General features: G+C 47.0%; 21 protein-coding genes and 4 tRNA genes. 6 read left to right on the top strand and 19 right to left on the bottom strand.

The annotated features are described in order from the left end of the window. Positions 1-292: 292 nt before the first annotated feature. Together P3C17_RS05170 and P3C17_RS05175 are read left to right on the top strand one after the other, a co-directional pair. On the top strand, positions 293-1,546 hold the full coding sequence (locus P3C17_RS05170) for an HD-GYP domain-containing protein (RefSeq protein ID WP_300928415.1): 1,254 nt from the start codon (positions 293-295) through the stop codon (positions 1,544-1,546). A gap of 235 nt (positions 1,547-1,781) precedes the next feature. Then, entirely contained in the window at positions 1,782-2,957 is a 1,176-nt protein-coding gene (locus P3C17_RS05175) for a GGDEF domain-containing protein (RefSeq protein ID WP_300928416.1), read from the top strand. 4 nt (positions 2,958-2,961) lie between these two features. On the opposite strand, the gene P3C17_RS05180 is transcribed toward P3C17_RS05175, so the two are convergent. From P3C17_RS05180 to P3C17_RS05200, 5 genes are all read right to left on the bottom strand, one after another. Next, positions 2,962-4,143: a serine hydrolase gene (locus P3C17_RS05180; protein ID WP_300928417.1), complete on the bottom strand. Its 1,182-nt coding sequence runs from the start codon at positions 4,141-4,143 to the stop codon at positions 2,962-2,964. A 3-nt stretch (positions 4,144-4,146) separates the two neighbouring features. Continuing rightward, complete coding sequence (locus tag P3C17_RS05185; RefSeq protein ID WP_300928418.1) at positions 4,147-5,166, bottom strand: oxidoreductase; 1,020 nt, start codon at positions 5,164-5,166, stop codon at positions 4,147-4,149. A gap of 106 nt (positions 5,167-5,272) precedes the next feature. Further along, on the bottom strand, positions 5,273-5,668 hold the full coding sequence (locus P3C17_RS05190; RefSeq protein ID WP_300928419.1) for a rhodanese-like domain-containing protein: 396 nt from the start codon (positions 5,666-5,668) through the stop codon (positions 5,273-5,275). A gap of 17 nt (positions 5,669-5,685) precedes the next feature. Then, a complete protein-coding gene (locus P3C17_RS05195; protein WP_300928420.1) occupies positions 5,686-6,435 on the bottom strand; it encodes a sulfite exporter TauE/SafE family protein in 750 nt (249 codons plus the stop codon). A 39-nt stretch (positions 6,436-6,474) separates the two neighbouring features. Next, on the bottom strand, positions 6,475-7,341 hold the full coding sequence (locus P3C17_RS05200; RefSeq protein WP_300928421.1) for an MBL fold metallo-hydrolase: 867 nt from the start codon (positions 7,339-7,341) through the stop codon (positions 6,475-6,477). A 302-nt stretch (positions 7,342-7,643) separates the two neighbouring features. Here P3C17_RS05200 and P3C17_RS05205 point away from each other — a divergent pair, with 302 nt between their 5' ends. Next, positions 7,644-7,838, top strand: coding sequence for a DUF2892 domain-containing protein (locus P3C17_RS05205; protein WP_300928422.1), 195 nt, complete (start codon positions 7,644-7,646; stop codon positions 7,836-7,838). A gap of 322 nt (positions 7,839-8,160) precedes the next feature. On the opposite strand, the gene P3C17_RS05210 is transcribed toward P3C17_RS05205, so the two are convergent. From P3C17_RS05210 to dnaQ, 6 genes are all read right to left on the bottom strand, one after another. Further along, positions 8,161-8,237, bottom strand: a tRNA-Asp gene (locus tag P3C17_RS05210). A gap of 42 nt (positions 8,238-8,279) precedes the next feature. Next, a tRNA-Asp gene (locus P3C17_RS05215) sits at positions 8,280-8,356 on the bottom strand. A gap of 28 nt (positions 8,357-8,384) precedes the next feature. Continuing rightward, positions 8,385-8,461 (bottom strand) — tRNA-Asp (locus tag P3C17_RS05220). 19 nt (positions 8,462-8,480) lie between these two features. After that, positions 8,481-8,557, bottom strand: a tRNA-Asp gene (locus P3C17_RS05225). A gap of 108 nt (positions 8,558-8,665) precedes the next feature. Then, entirely contained in the window at positions 8,666-10,090 is a 1,425-nt protein-coding gene (locus P3C17_RS05230) for a TIGR03503 family protein (protein ID WP_300928423.1), read from the bottom strand. Further along, positions 10,078-10,782, bottom strand: a complete 705-nt coding sequence (gene dnaQ, locus P3C17_RS05235; RefSeq protein WP_300928424.1) for a DNA polymerase III subunit epsilon — start codon at positions 10,780-10,782, stop codon at positions 10,078-10,080. The genes P3C17_RS05230 and dnaQ overlap by 13 nt, the downstream gene beginning before the upstream one ends. Positions 10,783-10,847: 65 nt before the next feature. Between dnaQ and rnhA the strand changes: the two genes are divergently transcribed. Next, positions 10,848-11,318, top strand: a complete 471-nt coding sequence (gene rnhA / locus P3C17_RS05240; RefSeq protein WP_233081232.1) for a ribonuclease HI — start codon at positions 10,848-10,850, stop codon at positions 11,316-11,318. Here the strand turns inward: rnhA and P3C17_RS05245 are convergent. The 3 genes from P3C17_RS05245 to P3C17_RS05255 form a co-directional block, all read right to left on the bottom strand. Next, the gene (locus tag P3C17_RS05245) at positions 11,313-12,062 is read right to left on the bottom strand and encodes a sulfite exporter TauE/SafE family protein (protein WP_300928425.1); all 750 of its coding nucleotides are present in this window, start codon (positions 12,060-12,062) and stop codon (positions 11,313-11,315) included. The two genes, rnhA and P3C17_RS05245, sit on opposite strands and share 6 nt — an antisense overlap. 130 nt (positions 12,063-12,192) lie before the next feature. Continuing rightward, positions 12,193-12,747, bottom strand: coding sequence for a glutathione peroxidase (locus P3C17_RS05250; RefSeq protein WP_300928426.1), 555 nt, complete (start codon positions 12,745-12,747; stop codon positions 12,193-12,195). 165 nt (positions 12,748-12,912) lie between these two features. Next, a complete protein-coding gene (locus P3C17_RS05255; RefSeq protein WP_127025572.1) occupies positions 12,913-13,266 on the bottom strand; it encodes a DUF2750 domain-containing protein in 354 nt (117 codons plus the stop codon). A gap of 162 nt (positions 13,267-13,428) precedes the next feature. Between P3C17_RS05255 and ettA the strand changes: the two genes are divergently transcribed. Then, positions 13,429-15,090 (top strand): energy-dependent translational throttle protein EttA, encoded by a 1,662-nt coding sequence (gene ettA / locus P3C17_RS05260; RefSeq protein WP_300928427.1) that lies wholly within the window; start codon positions 13,429-13,431, stop codon positions 15,088-15,090. Between the two features lie 298 nt (positions 15,091-15,388). Here ettA and glnB read toward each other — a convergent pair whose 3' ends face one another. Continuing rightward, complete coding sequence (glnB, locus tag P3C17_RS05265; RefSeq protein WP_008900549.1) at positions 15,389-15,727, bottom strand: nitrogen regulatory protein P-II; 339 nt, start codon at positions 15,725-15,727, stop codon at positions 15,389-15,391. 7 nt (positions 15,728-15,734) lie between these two features. Then, a complete protein-coding gene (locus P3C17_RS05270; RefSeq protein WP_300928428.1) occupies positions 15,735-17,348 on the bottom strand; it encodes an NAD+ synthase in 1,614 nt (537 codons plus the stop codon). A gap of 161 nt (positions 17,349-17,509) precedes the next feature. Here P3C17_RS05270 and P3C17_RS05275 point away from each other — a divergent pair, with 161 nt between their 5' ends. Next, the gene (locus P3C17_RS05275; RefSeq protein WP_300928429.1) at positions 17,510-18,028 is read left to right on the top strand and encodes a GspH/FimT family pseudopilin; all 519 of its coding nucleotides are present in this window, start codon (positions 17,510-17,512) and stop codon (positions 18,026-18,028) included. 10 nt (positions 18,029-18,038) lie between these two features. Here the strand turns inward: P3C17_RS05275 and P3C17_RS05280 are convergent, their stop codons facing one another. Genes P3C17_RS05280 through P3C17_RS05290 form a run of 3 tightly spaced genes read right to left on the bottom strand, consistent with a single transcriptional unit; the run spans position 18,039 to position 20,366 of the window. After that, a complete protein-coding gene (locus tag P3C17_RS05280) occupies positions 18,039-18,443 on the bottom strand; it encodes a type IV pilin protein (RefSeq protein WP_300928430.1) in 405 nt (134 codons plus the stop codon). Next, positions 18,440-19,996 (bottom strand): hypothetical protein, encoded by a 1,557-nt coding sequence (locus P3C17_RS05285; protein ID WP_300928431.1) that lies wholly within the window; start codon positions 19,994-19,996, stop codon positions 18,440-18,442. The genes P3C17_RS05280 and P3C17_RS05285 overlap by 4 nt, the downstream gene beginning before the upstream one ends. Beyond that, positions 19,983-20,366, bottom strand: a complete 384-nt coding sequence (locus P3C17_RS05290) for a hypothetical protein (protein WP_300928432.1) — start codon at positions 20,364-20,366, stop codon at positions 19,983-19,985. Before P3C17_RS05290 ends, P3C17_RS05285 begins: the two co-directional genes overlap by 14 nt. Positions 20,367-20,368 lie beyond the last annotated feature (2 nt).

The following is a 20,368-nucleotide window of genomic DNA, read 5'->3' on the forward strand; positions in this document are numbered from 1 at the left end:
ACTACAATAGGATTTATGTTAACCGATTTACTGTTAAAAAGCCTAACAGCAGTCTGATTTCATTAGTTTTTCATGATAAGCGCGAAAAAATCATAGGCAGTACCGCACTAAATAGCAATACAAAAACCATACTGTTCAGCCTGTCAGCATTGGATAATTTATTTTTTGCAAGACAACAGATGAGAGAGAAAATTGATAAAAACTGTAATTCGATATTGCATTTATACTGGTTATTCTTTATAAATCTATCCGTTTTGCCACAAGGCAAAACTCAGCAGAGGTTGCCGTACAAGTGCCCGTCAAAATAGCGCCAAAAGATATCAAGCTGGGTTATGCCATTAAGCTGCCGGTCGGCTGGATGAAGCATCCATTTCTGACCAACAAACTGGTGGTGGAGTCTTTGCAGCAGATCCGCATCATTCAGTCACTGGAACTGGACTATGTGTATTTTTATCCGGAACGTAGTTCAGTTGTTGATGCTCCTGCAGCAACCAACAGCGATGCTTGTGTCAGTCGGGATATCGAAGACTTACAAGTTCGCAATGAAATGCAACTGGAAAAAGAACAGCGTATAGAGCAAGCCAAAGCCCACAGACGTGAGCTGCAAAAAACTGAAAAAGCCTTTGCCCAGTCCATGGCGCAAGTTCGTAATCTGATGACCAAAGTACAAGGCCGTCCACTCAATGCCATTGAAGATGCAACCCAACTGATCAGTAATCTGGCCGATACCATTCTGAGTGAAGACGCTTTGGTGTTGCACCTGATATCACAGGCAGGCAAAGAACAGGAGTCAATGTATTTTCATGTCCTGAACGTGTCTATCCTGGCGATGATGCTGGCAAAAAACTTAAACTACAGTGCAGACGAAGTGAAATGGACAGGTTTAGGTGCCATGTTCCATGACATAGGAAAACTGAAAATCCCCAGCCAGATTTTGCGTAAAACCACGACTTTAACCACTCCTGAGCAAAACTTTCTGAAATTGCACCCCAAGCTGGGATTGGAGCTGCTGGGCCTGACTCAACAATTTCCGGCACAAGCCAAAGCCATAGTCGAACAACATCATGAGTATCTGGATGGCAGCGGTTATCCTGCGGCTTTAAAAGCAGAACAAATTAATAAACTGGCCCGCATTGTTGCTGTAGTGAATGAATTTGATAACCTCTGCCATCCGCTTGATATGTCGCAGGCCCGCTCACCTCACCATGCTTTGTCGCTAATGTATAAAACAATGAAAGGCAAACTTGGCGATCTGGAAATGAGAGTCATGATCAAGATGATGGGAATTTATCCGCCGGGCACAGTGGTACTGCTGTCCGACAAAAGAGTGGGCATAGTGATGGCGGTGAACTCAGACTCTATGCTCTACCCCGATGTGCTGATTTATGATGCCGATGTTCCCCGCCTTGAAGCCGCTATAGTCACGCTGGAAGCCAATAAGCTATCGGTTGAAAAAGTGGTTAAACCTAAAGCCCTGCCACCTGAAGTTTTTGCTTATTTAAATCCACGTGCTCAGGTCAGTTATTTTGTACAACAAAAAAACTGAATAAAGTCATAAGCTTCAGCATGCTTAGCTGGTCGAGTTGGATATTCAGCTACGATAGCCTGGTATTTACCTCTATAATGTCAGACCAGTTACAAAACCTTTGTTAAGTGGCTGTGTACAAACCTCTTATCAGCTGTCAGGATGTATTAAGCTGAATTTTTATACTGCATGTTGCAGATGACGTAAAGCGTTCAATAAATTGATTTTATTGCCCGCCGGACAGAACTAAAAATTTATGATTGATCATCCTCCATCAGAGTTACTGCTGTCATTTATCTGGCTATTGGCATTAGTTGCCAGTATAGCCTGGTGCTTAATGGCCCATCCACTGCGTGTCGCCCCCAAAGCCAGTTTTCGGTTTTTTGCCGCCAATCTGGCATTAGGTGTTGGCATTTATTTGCTGACCTTACGCACAGCAGACGCCAATTTACTGAACTGGTTTCTTGCCGATATGGCGATACTGAGCAGTTTTATGTTGATGGGCTGGGGGATTCAGCAGTTGTTTAAACTGCAATCAAGCGTGAAGCGGGATTGCCTGATCCTGTTGCTCACTGCTGTATTGATGCTGGCAGGTCAGTTACAACAACTGCATCCGATCTTTTTAGGCGTGGTGTTTTCAGTTACGGCTACTGTGTTTTCGTTTTCAGCCAGCCGCAATAATTTTCAGGCCATACAAAAAGATTTTGGTTTTGCTGCAGCTTGCCTGATGTCCGCGCCATTATTTGTCATGGCAGCTATTTTCTTCACCCGCAGCTTAATCCTGTTGTGGCCTGACCCCCAGGCTGATGCTTTTGTTGCTACTTACACAGATGAAGCTATACCGTTATTATGGTCTTATGTCATTCTGACGCTGGCCATCAACATAGTGATGGTCGGAGGCGCGTTAGCGCGGCTGGTTGCCAAAATCCGCCAGTTTGCCGAGCGGGACCAGTTAACAGGTTTATGGAACAGAAGGGCCGCATTAAAAAAACTGCAGGAAATGCATGAACAATGGCAGAAACAACAACAGAGCTACAGCCTGATATTGTTGGATTTAGACCACTTTAAATTGATCAATGACAGCCTGGGCCATGACGCTGGTGATGCAGCTTTACGCCGCTGCGCGACCACTTTATCTGCTGTGGTGCGTACTCAGGATCTGGTCAGCCGTTATGGTGGCGAAGAGTTTTTATTAATGTTTCCCGGAGTCTCTGCCACTGAGTTGCCTCTGATCGCCGAAAAAATCCGTAGCACTCTGTCAGGCTGTCAGTTGATTTGGCAAAACAATCCCATAGAACTCAGCGCCAGTCTGGGTTATGTCACTGTCTACCCTGGTGCTAAAGCTGAACATCTGTTGACACTGGCAGACCACGCCATGTATCAGGCGAAAGCTGAAGGTCGTAATAAAGCCTGCGCTGCAGTTATTAGTTAGCAACTTAGCTTCTGTCTTGGTCTGGTGAGACTTTACTACTTAAAATCAGTTGCTGAATAATACGATCCGCCTGAGTTTTGTAGAGCGCCCATTGCAGATAATTGCCTTGTGTCAGTACCAACACCATATCCAGAGTTGGAAACACAGCAATGTACTGGCCTCCATCGCCTTCGGCTGTGTAATAAGACACGCCATCTTGCTGTCGTAGCCAGAAGTAGTAGCCATAGTCTCCGGCCGGACTTTTGGCGTGAGGACTGGTCATCTGCTGCACCCAGCCATCTGGCAACAGCTGTTCCCCCTGCCACTGGCCTTGCTGCAAATACAACATGCCTAATTTGAGCATGTCACGCGGTGTGAGCCATAAACGGGCCGAACCTTCGGGCACACCGTCGGGTTGAGTGTCCCAGCGGTAATTCGTAAAACCTAACTTATCAAATAGCTGTTTTTTGGCCCAAGGCTGCAGTGGCTGTTGTAACTGCTGCTGTAGCAGCTTCAATACCAGATTCGGTAAAGCACTGTTGTACGCCCAGCTTTTGCCCGGCCCGGTATTGGGCTGTTGCAGCAGGTAATCGACAAAATTCTGTTGCTGCCACAGCTTCACCAAATCCTGCCCTGCCCATTCATCCCAGACAAAACCTGCCTGCATCGACAACAGCTGATGCATGCTAATACTGGCTTTTAACGGGTCCGCTTTGATCACAGCATCTTGTGGTAACAACTGTGCCAAAGTGGCATCAACAGTCAGGCCTGTTTGCTTTAACGCAATGCCAGTCAAAGTGGCGGTCACGGCTTTGGTGACTGATGCCACATAATGGGGTTTATCCGCAGTCCAGACAAAATCCTGCTGGCCCTTCACTAACTTTACCCCTTGTTCAAAGTTGATAAAGTCGTTATTACCCTTTTGATACTGCTCCAGCACCAAAGCACCGGATTTATACAACAGCAGGCTATGCACCTGCTGATAGCCGCTTGCTGTTTTGTCCTGCAGCTGTAATAACAGCTGATGCAAAACTTGCTCATTCAAGCCTTTAGCCGCAGGCCTGTGCACAGGCAAAGCCGGGTCTGGCGTGTTGTGCTGATGAAACTGGATTTTGTCCTGTGGTGGTGTGCTCTGCGCCAAAGCAGGTGAAAAAACACAACACAGCACAGCGCCTTGAATCAGCCATTTGCCCACAGCAGATAACATCCGTCAGAACTCCACTGTGCGGCCAAGCTGCTGGCTTTGTTGTGCCAGTTCAATCAGCCGGATCCCTTGCAAAGCTTGTATTGAAGAAACCGGGCTGGCTTTGCCTTGTTGCAAAGCGGCCACCAGATGCTGATAAAACAGCTGATAATTGCCAGCTAAGGTGGGATAAGTTCTTTGTCCGTCGGCTTTAGCCACCACACCATACAGAGCTTCAGGCTCCAGCCCCCAGTTTTCCCCAAAAGGTTTTTGTCCTGCTCTTAATGCGTCTTCCTGCGGATCTAAGCCTGTTTTATGATAAGAGCCCAAATCGCCCTGCAGAATAAATCTCGTGGTCGGCAAGGCACAAAAAGGACTGGAATGCAGCACCACTTCTTTATCAGCGTAATGCAGCATCAAATGAAAATAATCTACTGTCTCACTGCCCTGCCGTAAAGCCCGACAACGGGTAGTTAAAGCCTCTGGTGCACCAAATAATGCGATGGCCTGGTCAATCAGATGAGGGCCTAAGTCATACAGAATACCTGTGCCAGCGCCTTGTTGTTCACGCCAGCGTGGTCTTGGCACAGGCCGGAAACGATCAAAATGCGATTCAAAATAACGGATCACACCGAGCTCACCGGACTCAAGCAGTTGCTGTAGTGTCAGAAAATTCCCATCAAAACGCCTGTTATGGTAAACAAAAAGCTGGCGTTGCTGCTGGTCTGCCAGCTCAAACAACTCCTGCCCTTGTGCCTCCGTCAGCACAAAAGGTTTTTCCACCAGCACATGCTTTCCGGCCAGTAACGCCTGTTTTGCCAGTGGGTAATGACTGTCATTGGGTGAGGTGATCACCACCAGCTCAGCATCTGATAAACGGATCAGCTCATCGCCATTTTGATAATGCTGTACCTGTGGGTAATCTGATGTGAGTTCAGGCTGACTGCTGCTGATAGCCACCAGTTCCAGCTCTGGTTGCTGCACAATAAAAGGTAAATGAAAGGTTTTGGCAGATAAGCCATAACCAATAACAGCGGTTTTGATCATCAGATCTCCTGCAAAAAGACAACGACTGGCTTTGCTATCAGACGCATCGAAAAATAACGCTAAGCTATCAGATGCCAGCCTTGTTGCCTACTTTGCCGCGGCAAGACTAAGACTGCACCGGATAACCTGCGTCCAACCAGGCCTGAAAACCACCAGCTACAGAATAGACTGTACTAAAGCCCATGTTGTTTAACGAGTCAGCCGCCAATGCTGAACGAGCCCCCGATCGACAGATCAAATAAATGGGTTTTGTTGCCAACAATTCCAGTGCGGCCTTGCTGTCACAGTGTGAACCAATGCTGGGATGCTGATGGATACGCATTTCTAACACACCACGTGGATAATTCACTGAATGGTCGATATAACCCTGAACAACCTCGTCTGGCTCCCGCACATCAACCAGAATAGTCTGGTGATCCTGCAAAGCCAAAGCTAACTCCTGTACTGAGACTTCGACAATTCTGCTTTTTGCTTCATTGACCAGCTGTTGTGCACTTTTCATAGCTTTCCTTTTATCAATTACAAAACGGATTGAGTAAGAACCAGACTGGCCATGATCACTAAAAACACTGAAAAGGATTTTTGCAATTTTTCTTTGGGTAACAAATGTCCAATCCATACACCTAAAAAACTGCCTGCCACACCACCCGCGATCATGATAGAAATCACCAGCCAATCGAAAGACTGATGCTGCATCGTTAGCACTTCATAGTATTTGGCAAAACCAACAAAAGACTTCAGCGCAATAATCAGCAAACTGGTGCTGACCGCCATCGCCATTGGAACACCGCCCAGCAACACCAGTGCCGGTACAATAAGGAAACCTCCCCCGACACCCACAAAGCCTGTGATCAGCCCAACGACCAATCCATCCAGCACTACTTTAGCCCTGTTAATTTTGCCCTGAAGCTGAGGTGTTTGATTGCCACGCCACATCATCACCGCAGCCACAATCATCAGGATCACAAAAACGGATAACTGAACCACGCTGTCCACTAAAGTGCCAAGCCAGGCTCCACCATAAGTACCAGCCATGCCCGGAAAGCCAAACAGCAACACATGGGGCCAGGACACTTTTTTATTTCTTATATTCGGGATACTGCCCAACAAACTGATGCCTGCGACTATCAATAAGGATGACGCTATCGCCATAGAAGCGGGCATATCCACCAGATACATCAACACAGGAACTGTCAGAATAGAACCACCTGAGCCAAAAACTCCCAGACTGATGCCTATCAGCACAGCACCCAAAATGGCATGGATCATAAGTGACTCCCTCTAATAACCACTAAAAAGCGCAACAACTCAAAGCTGATTCAGAGGGATTTTTAAGTACACTTTTCCGGTCTCGTCAGCCGGAGGCATATGCCCGGCCCTGATATTGACCTGAATCGAAGGCAGAATAAGCCGTGGCATCTCGAGAGTGGCATCACGGGCTTCCCTTTTGGCAACAAACTGCTGCTCTGAGACCCCGTCTTGTACATGAATATTCCGCTCACGCTGTTCGCCTACCGTAGTGACATATTCATGTTCACGCCCCTGAGTTGGGTAGTCGTGGCAGACATAAATTTGGGTGGATTTAGGTAAGGCTAATAGTTTATTGATCGACTGAAATAAGGTGGAAGCATCACCGCCGGGGAAATCACAACGTGCTGTGCCGACATCTGGCATAAACAGGGTATCGCCAACAAAAGCTGCTTTGTCATTAATCAGATAGGTTAAATCCGCAGGCGTATGACCAGGTGTATGCATCACCCGAATTTGCATTGTCCCGACCTGCAGCAGATCACCTTCTTCAAATAAATGGTCAAATTGGGCACCATTAGGTAAAAACTCTTTTTCCAGATTAAAAACCTCTTTAAAAATGGCCTGCACTTGCCTGATCTGTGCACCTATGCCCACTTTTGCAGCCAGTTTTTCCCTGAAAAATGGTGCTGCTGACAGATGATCGGCGTGAGCATGAGTCTCAAGAACCCAACCCACTGTCATCTGGTTTTGCTGAATATAAGCCAGTATCGACTCTGCACCTGCAGTCGAGGTGCGTCCGGATTTGTAATCAAAATCCAGCACAGGATCGATCACTACGGCTTGTCTAGTGGCAACATCAGAGACAACATAACTAAAGGTTTCACTGTCGTTATCCAAAAAAGCCTGAACCTGAATATCTTTCATTATTTGCTCCTCTGGAAGCGCAAAGCGCTCCGTCATTACTGAACTAAAAGTTCTGAATACTAAGACCCTGATGCTGACACAGTGCATCGACCCGCTGTGTTACCCAAACCACAGCCATTAATTCAAATTAAGCATAAGCATATACCAAAAAGAGATAAACATATTAGATAAAGCTAATTAATTTTGGCAAATCACTCTTTGTTTGATGTACATCAAACTTAAATTTTCGGGACTCACTAGATTAGATACTACTGAAATGCAAAAGCCTTTATCGCTGTTTTATTGAATTCATAAGGAAAACAATGATGCAAAAAAATGTGGGTGGTCTGGACAAAATAGTTCGGGTAAGTGTTGGGGTAGTGCTGATCACTTTAGCTGTACTAAATATGATTGGTCCATGGGGCTGGCTTGGTGTAATACCCGTGTTGACTGGAGTTGTAGGAGTTTGCCCGCTGTACAGCCTGCTGGGTATTAATTCCTGTCGAGTCTCAAAATAGAGATTCTTACAGGCTCCAATAAAGACAGGCCGACCATGCTTTAATAGATAGTAACCGACTGAACCGTCGTCGTCAGATGACCACCAAAAAAACCAGCTCAAGGCTGGTTGATTTGTTTACTGAGTGACAAACCCAGTAAAATGGCTTCGCTGCCGGGACGCGAACCCGCGCATCTTTCAACCTTGAGCGTGACAGGCTGGCAACGCTTTAACAGAGAGCAACCGACTGAACTGCTGTAGCCAAACAGCCTTCCAAATTGTAGTCGTAAAAAAACCAGCTCAAGGCTGGTTGATTTGTTTACTGAGTGACAAACCCAGTAAAATGGCGGAGCGGACGGGACTCGAACCCGCGACCCCCGGCGTGACAGGCCGGTATTCTAACCGACTGAACTACCGCTCCGCGCTGGAGTGAGCTTGCGCTCTAATGGCTTGTTTGCTGAATTGGCGGAGCGGACGGGACTCGAACCCGCGACCCCCGGCGTGACAGGCCGGTATTCTAACCGACTGAACTACCGCTCCGGAATCAGACAAACGATAAATGCTTAAGTGGCGGAGCGGACGGGACTCGAACCCGCGACCCCCGGCGTGACAGGCCGGTATTCTAACCGACTGAACTACCGCTCCGAAGAAGCATTTATTAAATTGGCGGAGCGGACGGGACTCGAACCCGCGACCCCCGGCGTGACAGGCCGGTATTCTAACCGACTGAACTACCGCTCCGCGCCAATACACTGCAGCATTTTCAATTGGGTATGCTGCTGTGCGGCGGGAATAATACGGATTCACCGGTGGGCCGTCAACGACTTTTTTGCCGCTTTTGTTTATTCCTTAATCATCCGGTAAAGAAAGTTCCATAATGTCGTTTTTCTTGCTGTTTTTTTGTGCCGCGCTGCTCGTTTTTGCTTCAGAAGCTCCCGGCATCACCAGGCTATCCAAATCCATTGAGTTGTTCTTTTTCGCAAACAAGGTCTTAAAAGAGCGATCTGTGGCGACCATCCAAATCGCAAAACCACCACCACCTAAAATAATAATGTTGCTCAGGATCACTAATAACCATGGAAAAGGTTTTTCTTCTTCAACAACAGGCTCATTCACCACAGCACTGGCTGGCATTTCAGAGGCTGCTGTCGTCAGGCCTGCATTCTCTGAGTCGGCCGCAGCAGGAGCCACAGGTTCTGGCTCTACCACTTCAGCGACAAAAGACGCTTGCGGTAAGCTGATCACGACATCACGCCCTGTGACAGTCTGGGCAAACAAAATGCTGTCGACTTTGTATGTACCGCTGGCGTAATTGACAATTTTCAGCTTTTTATCCACTTCAGCACTTTCGCCCAAAGTAAAACTTTGTATTTCATTGTTCGGGAAACGGACTTTGCCCTGCAAAGCCACAGACTTTGGGTTAATCATCGGATCTGTCACTTTAAAGGTTAGCCAATGCAAATCTTCCGCTTTTGTCGCCAGCGCCACTTCATAGCTGATCGGGCTTTTATGTAAGATCACCGGCTCCTGCACTACCTCACGGGTATACAAAGGGGTTTTTACGACAAATTTGGGTTGCCACTGGCCTGGTCTCATATCCAGTTTAAACTCACCGGTAAAAATACCGTCCCTTGGTTTTTCATCGAAATTGCGGCCATCATCAGCCAGAGTCGTGAGTTCAATCACGCCTGCACCAAAATTCTCGAATTCAGCATTATTACTGCTGATAAAAAGTACATCGAGCCGCAGCAAATCACGGAAGTCTTTTGCAACTATAGGCTGGCCGCCGTTGCTCAGTGTTGCAGTTACTTTAATAGTTTCCCCTACCATCAGATGATCAGGCAAAGGAGGCACGTTTAATTCAATATCTGTCAGCACCATAATTTTGCTTTCTGGCAAAATCTGGCCAATAGCCTGCCAGGGTCCTGGTGTTGGTTTCTTAATTTTGATCAAGTCGTAGGTTTTATCGTCGTACCATTGAATATCCTGATCATCGGCGTTAATGACATTTACTTTGCTGCCATCAGGTTTGACTAAAATGACCGAAGCCGAACCTCGTTTGCGAAAAAAAACCATTGTGATTTCTTCCACTTCGTAATCAATGCGGAATCTGTTATCAAACAAAGGGATTTGGTTTTTAGCGGGTAAATCAGGTAACAAACTTAAGCCTGTTGGATCTTCAACGTTTTCTTTCGCGTCAACATTGGTGGCAGTTTCCTGCGCCACTAGTTGCAGACTAAAACATAACAACAGCAGATAAATTAATTTCGCCACAAGCAACTTCCTCCTTTTTTCTGCACCAGATCCAAACGTTGCTCGTGCGACTGTAATTCGGTTTCAGAGGCAAACACCACAGGTAAACGACTGGTGCGTTTAAGTTGCCCTACCACCACATTTTGCTGGGCAGCGGCTTGCTCGTCATTGGCTAAGTTCAGGCTAACCTGCCCACCTGTCATCGCCAGATAAACATCAGCCAGAATTTCAGCATCCAATAAGGCGCCGTGTAAGGTACGGTGGCTGTTGTTGATGTCGTAGCGTCGGCACAGGGCATCCAGGTTATTTTTCTGCCCTGGATGCGCTTCACGCGCCATTTTTAACGTATCCAGCACGCCACAGATATCCGTCACCGGGGCAAGTGCAGGACGCAGCAGATTAAACTCGTGGTTGATAAAGCCGACGTCAAACGCTGCATTATGGATCACCAGTTCAGCACCAGCTATATACTGGCAAAATTGCTGGGCTATTTCGGCAAAACGAGGTTTGCCAATCAAAAACTCATTGGTAATACCGTGGACTGCTATGGCTTCCTGATCAATCAGCCGATCGGGTTGCAAATAGACATGGAAATTATTGCCGGTCAGCCGACGGTTAATCAGCTCCACACAACCAATTTCGATGATGCGATGGCCTTCCTGCGGGCTTAAACCTGTGGTTTCGGTGTCGAGTACTATCTGTCTTTTCAGCATTCTGATTCGTGTTCTTAGCGCTTTTACGTTAGATTATACGCCGATTTCAGTTGTGGGAAGCATCGATGCGTAAAACAGTAGCAATCTATACAGACGGGTCTTGCCTTGGAAACCCCGGACCAGGCGGTTATGGTGTGGTTTTGCGCTATCAGGAGCACCAAAAAGAAATGTCTGGTGGCTATCAACAAACCACCAACAACCGCATGGAATTACTGGCTGCTATTGTGGGTCTGGAGAGTTTAAAACAGCCCTGCGATGTGGACTTAACCACAGACAGTCAGTATGTGCGCTTAGGTATTACGCAGTGGCTGGCCAACTGGAAAAAAAACAACTGGAAAACCAGTCAGCGGGAACCTGTGAAAAATCAGGACTTATGGCGCCGTTTAGATGCAGCTTGTCAGGGGCATAAAGTGAATTGGCATTGGGTAAAAGGTCATGCCGGGCATCCGGAAAACGAACGCTGTGATGAGTTAGCAAGAGTCGCGGCGACCCACAATGCCACAGAAGTGGACACGGGTTTCCAGGCCTCGTCATAAAGAGAAGACAGGCCAAAGTAATGAAACCGCAGTACCAATCAGCAATACAGAAAAGCTTTTCCGCACCCATAACTGTGGAATATAAGCCGATAAAACAATGCCACCCAAACTGCCACAAGCACCAATTAAGCCCAGCCAGCCAATCAGTTCCAGCGGCAAAGTTTCTCCCTGAACAGACATCAGCCAGTAATGGCTGATAAAACCTGTGCTGCTTTGCAGGAAAATGAGCGCCAGGCTACAGGCAATAGCGCCCGACATAGGGATTGTTGTTACCGCAAGCAGCAAGGGCACTATTAAAAAACCGCCGCCCACCCCAACCAAACCAGTCAGCATACCTAAAGCCATCGCCAGCAAAGCCAACAGTAAAGCAGAATGGATTTGCCACTGCCAGATGCGTTGACGCCACATATTAGCTGCACTGCCCAGCATTAAGACGGCCAGGATCAACAACTGCACAGAAGAGTGCAGCCATTGAGCTAAAGCAACCCCAAGCAAAGTTCCAAAAAAAGCCGGCACAGCAAAACGTTTAAATAATGCGAAATCCAGATGACGTCGCCACAGATAAGGCAATAAAGCGATAAAGCTGATTTGAGCCACGACACCTAAAGACGAGACTATGGCGATTTTTTCCGGCAACTGTACTAAATGCACCAGTACTGGAACGGTCAGAATAGACCCCCCCGATCCCAACAGACCAACACTTAAGCCAATAATTAAGGCTGAAATCAGTACCAGAGCAGACATAAAAAACCACAAAGCTTAATAACTAAAAGAAATATTAAGCTTCACTAAAGGAATAAGCAAGCGCAGCTTACATTCAAATGCAGACAAAAAAACCAGCATCAGCTGGCTTTTTATTCACACAACAGACGGCTTATTCAGCTTTTAATAAAGCTTCCACTTCTTTGACAAAATCAGCATCGTCTGGCGAGACTTTACTGCCAAAGTGTTTGACCTGTTGCTCATCTTTGCTGACCAGGTACTTGTTAAAATTCCAGGACGGCTTTTCACCTGTTTTAGCAATCAAAGCTTTAAATACAGGGTTCACATCACTGCCACGTACAGCACTGGTGGCAAACATGGGGAAAGTCACGCCGTAGTTGATATAACAAACTTCAGCGGTTTTTTCCTCATCATCATGTTCTTGCATAAAGTCGTCAGAAGGGAAACCCAACACCACTAAGCCGTCGTCTTTGTATTTTTCGTACAAGGACTGCAACGCCGTAAATTGAGGAGTAAAACCACATTTGCTGGCGGTATTGACGATCAATAAGGTTTTACCTTTGTAGGTCTCGCATAAATCCAGAGTTTCTTTTTTACGTAACTGCGGCAGTGAATGGCCAAGGATTTCGCCACAGCTATTGGCAAAAGCCACGCCGCTTGCGCTGAGCAGCAGTGCTGCGGTCAGCATTTTCTTCATTGTTTTCATTATTAGCTCCTGTTAGTAGATGATGTGAACCGTTACGGGCCAAGTCAGATATTGGATCTGAGCTGTAACAACAGACCGCGCATCAGAGCCTATTGTTTCATACCGATATAAAATTCATACAGATACAAAAAAGGCGACCTGAGTCGCCTTTTCATTCGCTTTTCTTTACTGAACTAAAGCCAAAGCTTCTAAAATTTCACGCGGCTCAACTTCAGGGCCATTTAAAGATTCATCCCAGTTGGTGCCGATCAAAACGCCGTCGTCGTACATTTCTTGTAACCAGCCTTCACAGAATACATCCAGTGGAATAGCTTCAGGTTTGTAGTCAGACCATTCTTCTGAGCAATGCACTAAAGCCGCTTCCTGGCTGGACCAGAATGGCATCACGTCTGTGTCTTCAAAATCAACAGATTCCACCACCAGCAAATCTTCGCCGTTTGCTAAAGTCCAAACCACACCATGGGTTTTGGCTTCCGCAATAAAATTTTGAAACACCGGATCATGTGAATATTCGCCCATGGCAACCACCTTTATATGAACTATTAGTTTAATTGCCACTATTAGAGCAGAAAACCAGATTAAAGACGAATTAAAATGCCCTTTCCTGTCTGGTGCTGTTCCCCTGTTTTTTAAAAATAACGTACAATTGCCGCATTCTAAACAACAAGATGAGTGACTCTTATGGCTCAGTATATTTACAGCATGTACCGCATGTCGAAAGTAGTGCCGCCAAAACGCACTATTTTAAAAGACATTTCGCTGTCGTTTTTCCCTGGTGCAAAAATTGGTGTTTTGGGTTTAAACGGTTCAGGTAAATCCAGCTTGCTGCGCATTATGGCAGGCGTGGACACAGAGTTTGACGGTGAAGCCCGTCCTTTAGCTGGGATCAACATTGGTTATTTGCCACAGGAGCCTCAGCTTGACCCGGAAAAAACTGTGCGTGAAGTGGTCGAAGAAGCAGTTTCCGATGTGAAAAACGCCTTAACCCGTTTGGATCAGGTCTACGCCGCCTATGCCGAAGAAAATGCAGACTTTGACGCATTAGCCCGTGAACAAGGTGAGCTGGAAGCTATTATTCAGGCCAAAGAAGGTCATAACCTCGACAATATCCTTGACCGTGCTGCCGATGCGCTGCGTCTGCCGGCCTGGGATGCGATGATTAAACACTTATCAGGTGGTGAACGCCGCCGTGTGGCGATTTGCCGTTTGCTGTTAGAAAAACCAGACATGCTGCTGCTGGACGAACCTACTAACCACTTAGACGCTGAATCTGTGGCTTGGTTAGAACGTTTCCTGCACGATTACACAGGCACTGTTGTGGCTATTACCCACGACCGTTATTTCCTCGACAACGTAGCTGGCTGGATTTTAGAGCTGGACCGCGGTGAAGGTATTCCGTGGGAAGGTAACTACTCGTCCTGGTTAGAGCAAAAAGATGCTCGTCTTGAGCAGGAAGAACGCAGCGAAAATGCGCGTCAGCGCTCTATCAAACAAGAATTGGAATGGGTTCGTACCAATCCAAAAGGCCGCCATGCCAAAAGCAAAGCCCGTATGGCACGTTTTGAAGAACTGCAAAGCCAGGACTTCCAGAAACGTAACGAAACCAACGAGCTGTTTATTCCGCCAGGACCACGTTTAGGCGACAAAGTGCTGGAAGTGAAAAACCTGCGTAAAACCTTTGGCGATCGCGTCTTGATTGACGATTTAAGCTTCAGCATTCCAAAAGGCGCGATAGTCGGTATTATCGGCCCGAACGGTGCTGGTAAATCAACGCTGTTTAAGATGATCACCGGCATGGAACAAGCGGACGGCGGCACTATCGAAGTGGGCGATACAGTTCAAATTGCCAGCGTTGATCAGTTCCGTGACAGCATGAATCCGAAAAATACCGTATGGCAGGAAATTTCCAACGGTCAGGATATTCTGCAAATTGGTAACTTCCAAATTCCAAGCCGTGCTTATGTCGGTCGCTTTAACTTTAAAGGCAACGATCAGCAGAAGTTTATTGGTGACTTATCCGGTGGTGAGCGTAACCGTGTGCATTTAGCGGCGCTGTTAAAAGCCGGCGGCAACATGCTGTTACTCGATGAACCAACCAACGATTTGGACGTTGAGACTTTACGGGCTCTGGAAAACGCTATCCTCGACTTCCCTGGCTGCGCCATGGTGATCTCGCACGACCGTTGGTTCCTTGACCGTATTGCCACGCATATTCTGGATTACCGCGACGAAGGCAAAGTAAACTTCTTTGAAGGTAACTACTCAGACTACGAGAGCTGGATGAAAGCCACTTACGGCTCAGACGCCATGCAACCGCACCGCATTAAATACAAAAAGATCTAAGAGTAAAGAATCCACCTTCTGAAGAAGGTGGCTTTGTGTTAAGCCCCTAAAAGGGGCCCTTTGTCGAGTAACTGAGCAACTGCAGCGTCCGTTACTTTTTTATTTAGTCTGTGCCAAAGAACTTGATGCCTAATCCCAGCTTGGTATAGCTCATAAGAAAAATACAAACAGAGTTTCAGGCAAAGCCTTTTGGATGATAACCACCTACTGAAGTAGGTGGTTTAGGGCCGAAAATTAAAATGGGGTCAGATCACATTATTTGCCTGGCAAATAATGTGATCTGACCCCATTTTCAGTTTTACACTGCGTCTTCGTTTTCTTCGCCTGTGCGGATACGGATCACACGTTCCACATCAAACACAAAAATTTTGCCATCACCAATGCGGCCTGTCTGGGCAGTTTTGATAATCACATCAATACAACGTTCGACCTGATCGTCAGGCAGTACCAGTTCAATTTTTACCTTAGGTAAAAAGTCGACCATATACTCAGCACCACGGTACAGTTCGGTATGGCCTTTCTGACGACCAAAACCTTTGACCTCAGTCACTGTCATGCCGGTGATATTAATTTCGGCCAGAGCTTCCCGTACGTCGTCTAATTTAAAAGGCTTAATAATAGCTTCAACTTTTTTCATGACTTCCTCAGCGCTGTTTCCGCATCCACGATGTGATGGGGTATCTTCTGTCTTTACCAAAGTTGCGGCTGGTCACTTTTGGACCTACGGCCGACTGGCGTCTTTTGTATTCGTTGATGTCGATTAAATTCAAAACCCGGCGAACTGTCGTTTCATCATAGCCCATCGCCACTATCTCAGGCAGTGACTTGTCGTGCTCAACATAAGCTTCAATCATCGCATCTAAATCATCATAAGGCGGCAAATTGTCCTGATCGGTTTGATCCGGCGCCAGCTCAGCGGATGGCGGCCTGTCGATCACCCGTTGTGGGATCACAGGCGAAATGCTGTTGCGGTACTCGGATAGTCGATACACTAATGTCTTAGGCACATCTTTAATAACAGCAAAACCACCACACATATCGCCGTACAAGGTACAGTAGCCTACAGCGTTTTCGCTTTTATTGCCTGTAGTTAACAGCATACGGCCAGTTTTATTCGACATCGCCATTAATAACACACCGCGAATACGTGCTTGCAGGTTTTCTTCTGTGGTGTCTTTTGCCCGGCCGTTAAACAGCGGCGTCAGTTGCTGCATAAAGCTGTTGTACATAGGCTCAATAGACACTGAATCAAACTCAACGCCCATCACCTCTGCCTGTGCTTTGGCATCTTCCACACTCATCGACGAGGTATAAGCAAAAGGCAGCATCAGGGCTTGCACTTTATCCGCACCTATCGCATCTGCAGCAATCGCCAGCGTTAAGGCTGAATCAATACCACCGGATAACCCAAGCACTGCGCCAGGGAAACCGTTGTGCTGAATATAATCGCGGGTCGCCATCACTAAAGCGGCATAGACTTCAGCCTCAACAGATAAGCGTGGCGCAAGCTCAATATGACCATAATGCTGACCACGGGCGGCTAAATTGACTGTCGCCAGTTCTGGTTCACAAGCCTTACCACGAAACAGCAACTGCGCATCCGGGCTGACCACCAGAGACTGACCATCAAATACCAGCTCGTCCTGACCAATCACATTATTGACATAAACAAAACCTAAATGCAGATGCTTAGCTAAAGTTTGCAATAATTCTTCGCGCCGCGTCGCTTTGCCTATTTCGTAAGGGGAAGCGTTCAGTACCAAAGCCCAATCGGCGCCCTGCTCTTTGGCTAAAGCAGCCGGACTACCTTGCCAGACATCTTCGCAAATCAGTACAGCAAAACGTTGGCCCTTTAGCTCAAAACTACAAGCGTCAGTGCCTTCAGTAAAATAACGTTTTTCATCAAAGACGCCGTGATTTGGCAATGCCTGTTTGTAATAACGGGCTATCACTTCACCATTTTGAATCACAGAAGCGGCGTTATACAAAGCTTCACCGTCACGCCAGGGGTGGCCAATCACCAATGTATTCGGCAGCTTAGCCGCACAAATCTGCTGCAGGCTTTGTTCGACCAGCAATTGAAAGTCGCCGCGCAACAATAAATCTTCGGGCGGGTAGCCTGTTAAGGTCAGCTCAGGAAATAACAACAAATCGCTTTGACTGCTTGTGGCAATCTCCAGCACTTTTGCGGTGTTTTGCGCCACAGCAGCCACAACAAAAGGCTGTTGCACCAGGGTAATAGAGACAGCAGAGGACATCTGAACCTGCACTAAAGGATGAAAAAACTGCCGCTATGGTAGCGATTTTTGCCGCCGGACTCAATCAAGCTGCTGCAGAAGCTGTATTTCACTCGCCATTTAGATATTTAACATAAATGCAACTAAACTTAAGCAGACACACTGCAAGGATGGTCAAGCTTATGCGACATCAGCATATGATCAAAAAAGCATCGGCTTTTAGTCTGATAGAGCTTTTAATTGTATTGGCTATTGTTGCGATACTTTCAGCTATAGGCATGCCTAATCTACGGGAAGTCTGGCAACGCTTGCAGGCGGACCACTTTATGCGCAAACTCAGTCAGCATTTGGCCTATGCCAGAGTGCATGCTGTAGCTCTGCAAAAGCCCGTTCAAATTTGCCCTCGTCATGGCCTGATATGCAGTTCAGACTGGAATTCTGCACCTATTCAACTACACCAAAAAGGTTTAAAAAACTGGCAAGATCTATTGCTACGCGAACTTAAACATCCGGTGAATAGCCATCAGTTGTTTTACAACAGACCGTCACTGCAGTTTCGCAGTGACGGTAGTCTGGATTTATTAGAGTCAGGTACTTTTGTGTATTGCAGCAAAGAGCCTTATCACTGGCATTTCAGATTGAGCGTCAGTCAGGCCGGGCGTAGCCGTTTATGGCAGGAGAATAGCCCCTGCCCTTATTAAGCTGAACCCTTTAATAACTCCAGCATGACGAACCAGGTTCACTGTCTTTTTGGCCATAATTATTCAGCAAAAATATCTGACAACTTTTATCCTCGCTCTGAGCCTGCTGTGCCTGAGCTTTCAGCTGATAACCTTGCTCTGTCACCACAGCACTGACTTTATAACGGCCAGATTCGGTAACAAACTGCTTCGCTGCAAAACCCAGTTCAGTCAGATCGGCGCTATATCTCTGTTGATCAACCAGTAACATCTCCTGCAAACCTGCCACTTTCAACAGTATTTGCATCGCTTCCGATCTATAGCTTTTTAACACATGGTCCTGATAACCCGGTAATAACACAGACGCCAGAATGCCCATAATGGCCAGAACCACCAGCAGTTCAATTAAGCCGATACCCCGCACTCTGGTTTTCATTCAAAGGATCCTTCTTCGCTATGGTAAGTCCCCATCAGTTGCCAACGCGGGAAACTGCCATGTTGCATAGGGTTACTGCAATAGGTGCAATCGGGGCTGATCTCCAGCAGATTGTTAATCAGCACCTGCTGATGCTTCTGCTCGATTAGAGCGAAGCCGCCTTGTGCATTCGCTTTAACCATCATGGCTCCTGCAGCTTTTTCTAAAGGTAAAAGCTGCTGCCGATAAACTGAAGACGCATGATGTAAATGCAAAGCCATTAAAGCTGAAGAGCTCTGCTCGATACTGCAAATCTGCGTTGGGTCCTGCTGCAATACAGCCAGGTACACCACACCAGCAGCTACAACAGGAGGCTGAGTCAGGCGACCTGCAATATGGCTGTACCAGCCATTTTTCTGTTGGATTTGCAGCCACTCCTGATCGGTTAACACTGCAAGGTCAGGCGTGGCTGGCAAGGTTCGGTCTACTAAATCTGCTAACCCGGGAACTGGCTCGTCTTGTTGTTTCAGCAGCACAACGACACTTTGCTGTTGTCGCAAAGCACTCAACAGAATCAGCCATTGGCTGCGCCTGGAATGGAAATCACGACCTGATCCCCCCACCGGAACTGCTGCATATAAGGTACGGATAAACTGAATATCGCTGAGGCCAAGAGCAGACAAATCGGCGACCGGCTGGATAGTATAAAACTGGTCATATTCCATTTGAGCCTGCCAGACCAAACCTGTTTTGGTACTGAAAACCAGACTGTCTGAAACTGAATCTCTGTTTTGATCATAAACAGCCACAGCACCGGATAACTCAGAAATGTTTTGTTGTGCTGCCAACCTGGCTCTCACCTTACCTGTCAGGGCATCTACTTTATAAAACAAAGTTTTCGGCTCTGCCGATCCGATATTCGGTAAAAAAATCGACAACGCTGACATGCCTGGCCCCTGCTCTTCCATTAATACGGGCTGAGCCATAGCTCCTGATAGGTCTTCAAAATCAGCCTCTGCAGCGCTGACAGACCACAATAGCTCAGGTACATGCAGAGGATTGAGCTTTAAGGCAAAATACGACGGGCTTTGATTACTGCTGCCACTGACAAGAATAAACTGGTCGTTTTGTTTAAGCTCTTGCTCTGTGATCAGCAGAGGCTGATGCACCTGCGCAGCTAAATCCTCAAGTTCAGCTCTGATCTGCGACAAGAAGGGAAGTAAAGGCCAGGGTAACCACCAGAGCGTTTTTTTGCTCTGGTCATTAGCTTTGAATTTCAACACACCCGCATAGCTGACCACCTGGTATCCGCTATCAACATAGGCAGGCAACGACTGGCTTTGCACATCCAGTCTAGTGCAGGACAATTCCTCTAACTTCGCAGGCAAATGCTCCAGCCATTGCGTTGTATCCTGATGACTCAGTTTTAAATGGGTCGACAGTGCATTGTGCTGATCCTGGTTCAATGCTGTCAGTTGCACTGAGCCCACACCTGGAACATGACTCCAGTAGCTGTCTGCTGACAATGGGTAACTGCATAACAACAGGCAGAGTCCAAACCTAGAAAAGCCCATCCCTGCCTCCTTCAGGCAAAGATTGCCTGACTAAAAAACTGGTGACACTATGTTGCTCATGAGACATACCTCCAGTAGTGCGAAGCTGATGCCACTCACATTGCGTTGACAGTTCACTCCAGGCGGCATACTGCGCAGGACAGGGAGCCACCACAAAAACACCGGACTCGATATCACCTTGTTTCAGTTGCTGTAATTGCTGCGCATGCTTGCTTTGGGTTTGCAGCTTTAACTGCACAGACAAAGTGGCGCTACCCGCCAACTTTTTACTTAAACTGGTTTGCACCAGCATGGGTATAGTAATGCAGCTTAAAATCAGCATTAACACCAGGGTAGTAACCAGAATAAAACCTTTAGAACTTAACATCATAA

Origin of the sequence: Rheinheimera sp. 1928-s (genome assembly GCF_029269265.1) — a bacterium.
In the GTDB taxonomy this organism is placed as follows: domain Bacteria; phylum Pseudomonadota; class Gammaproteobacteria; order Enterobacterales; family Alteromonadaceae; genus Pararheinheimera.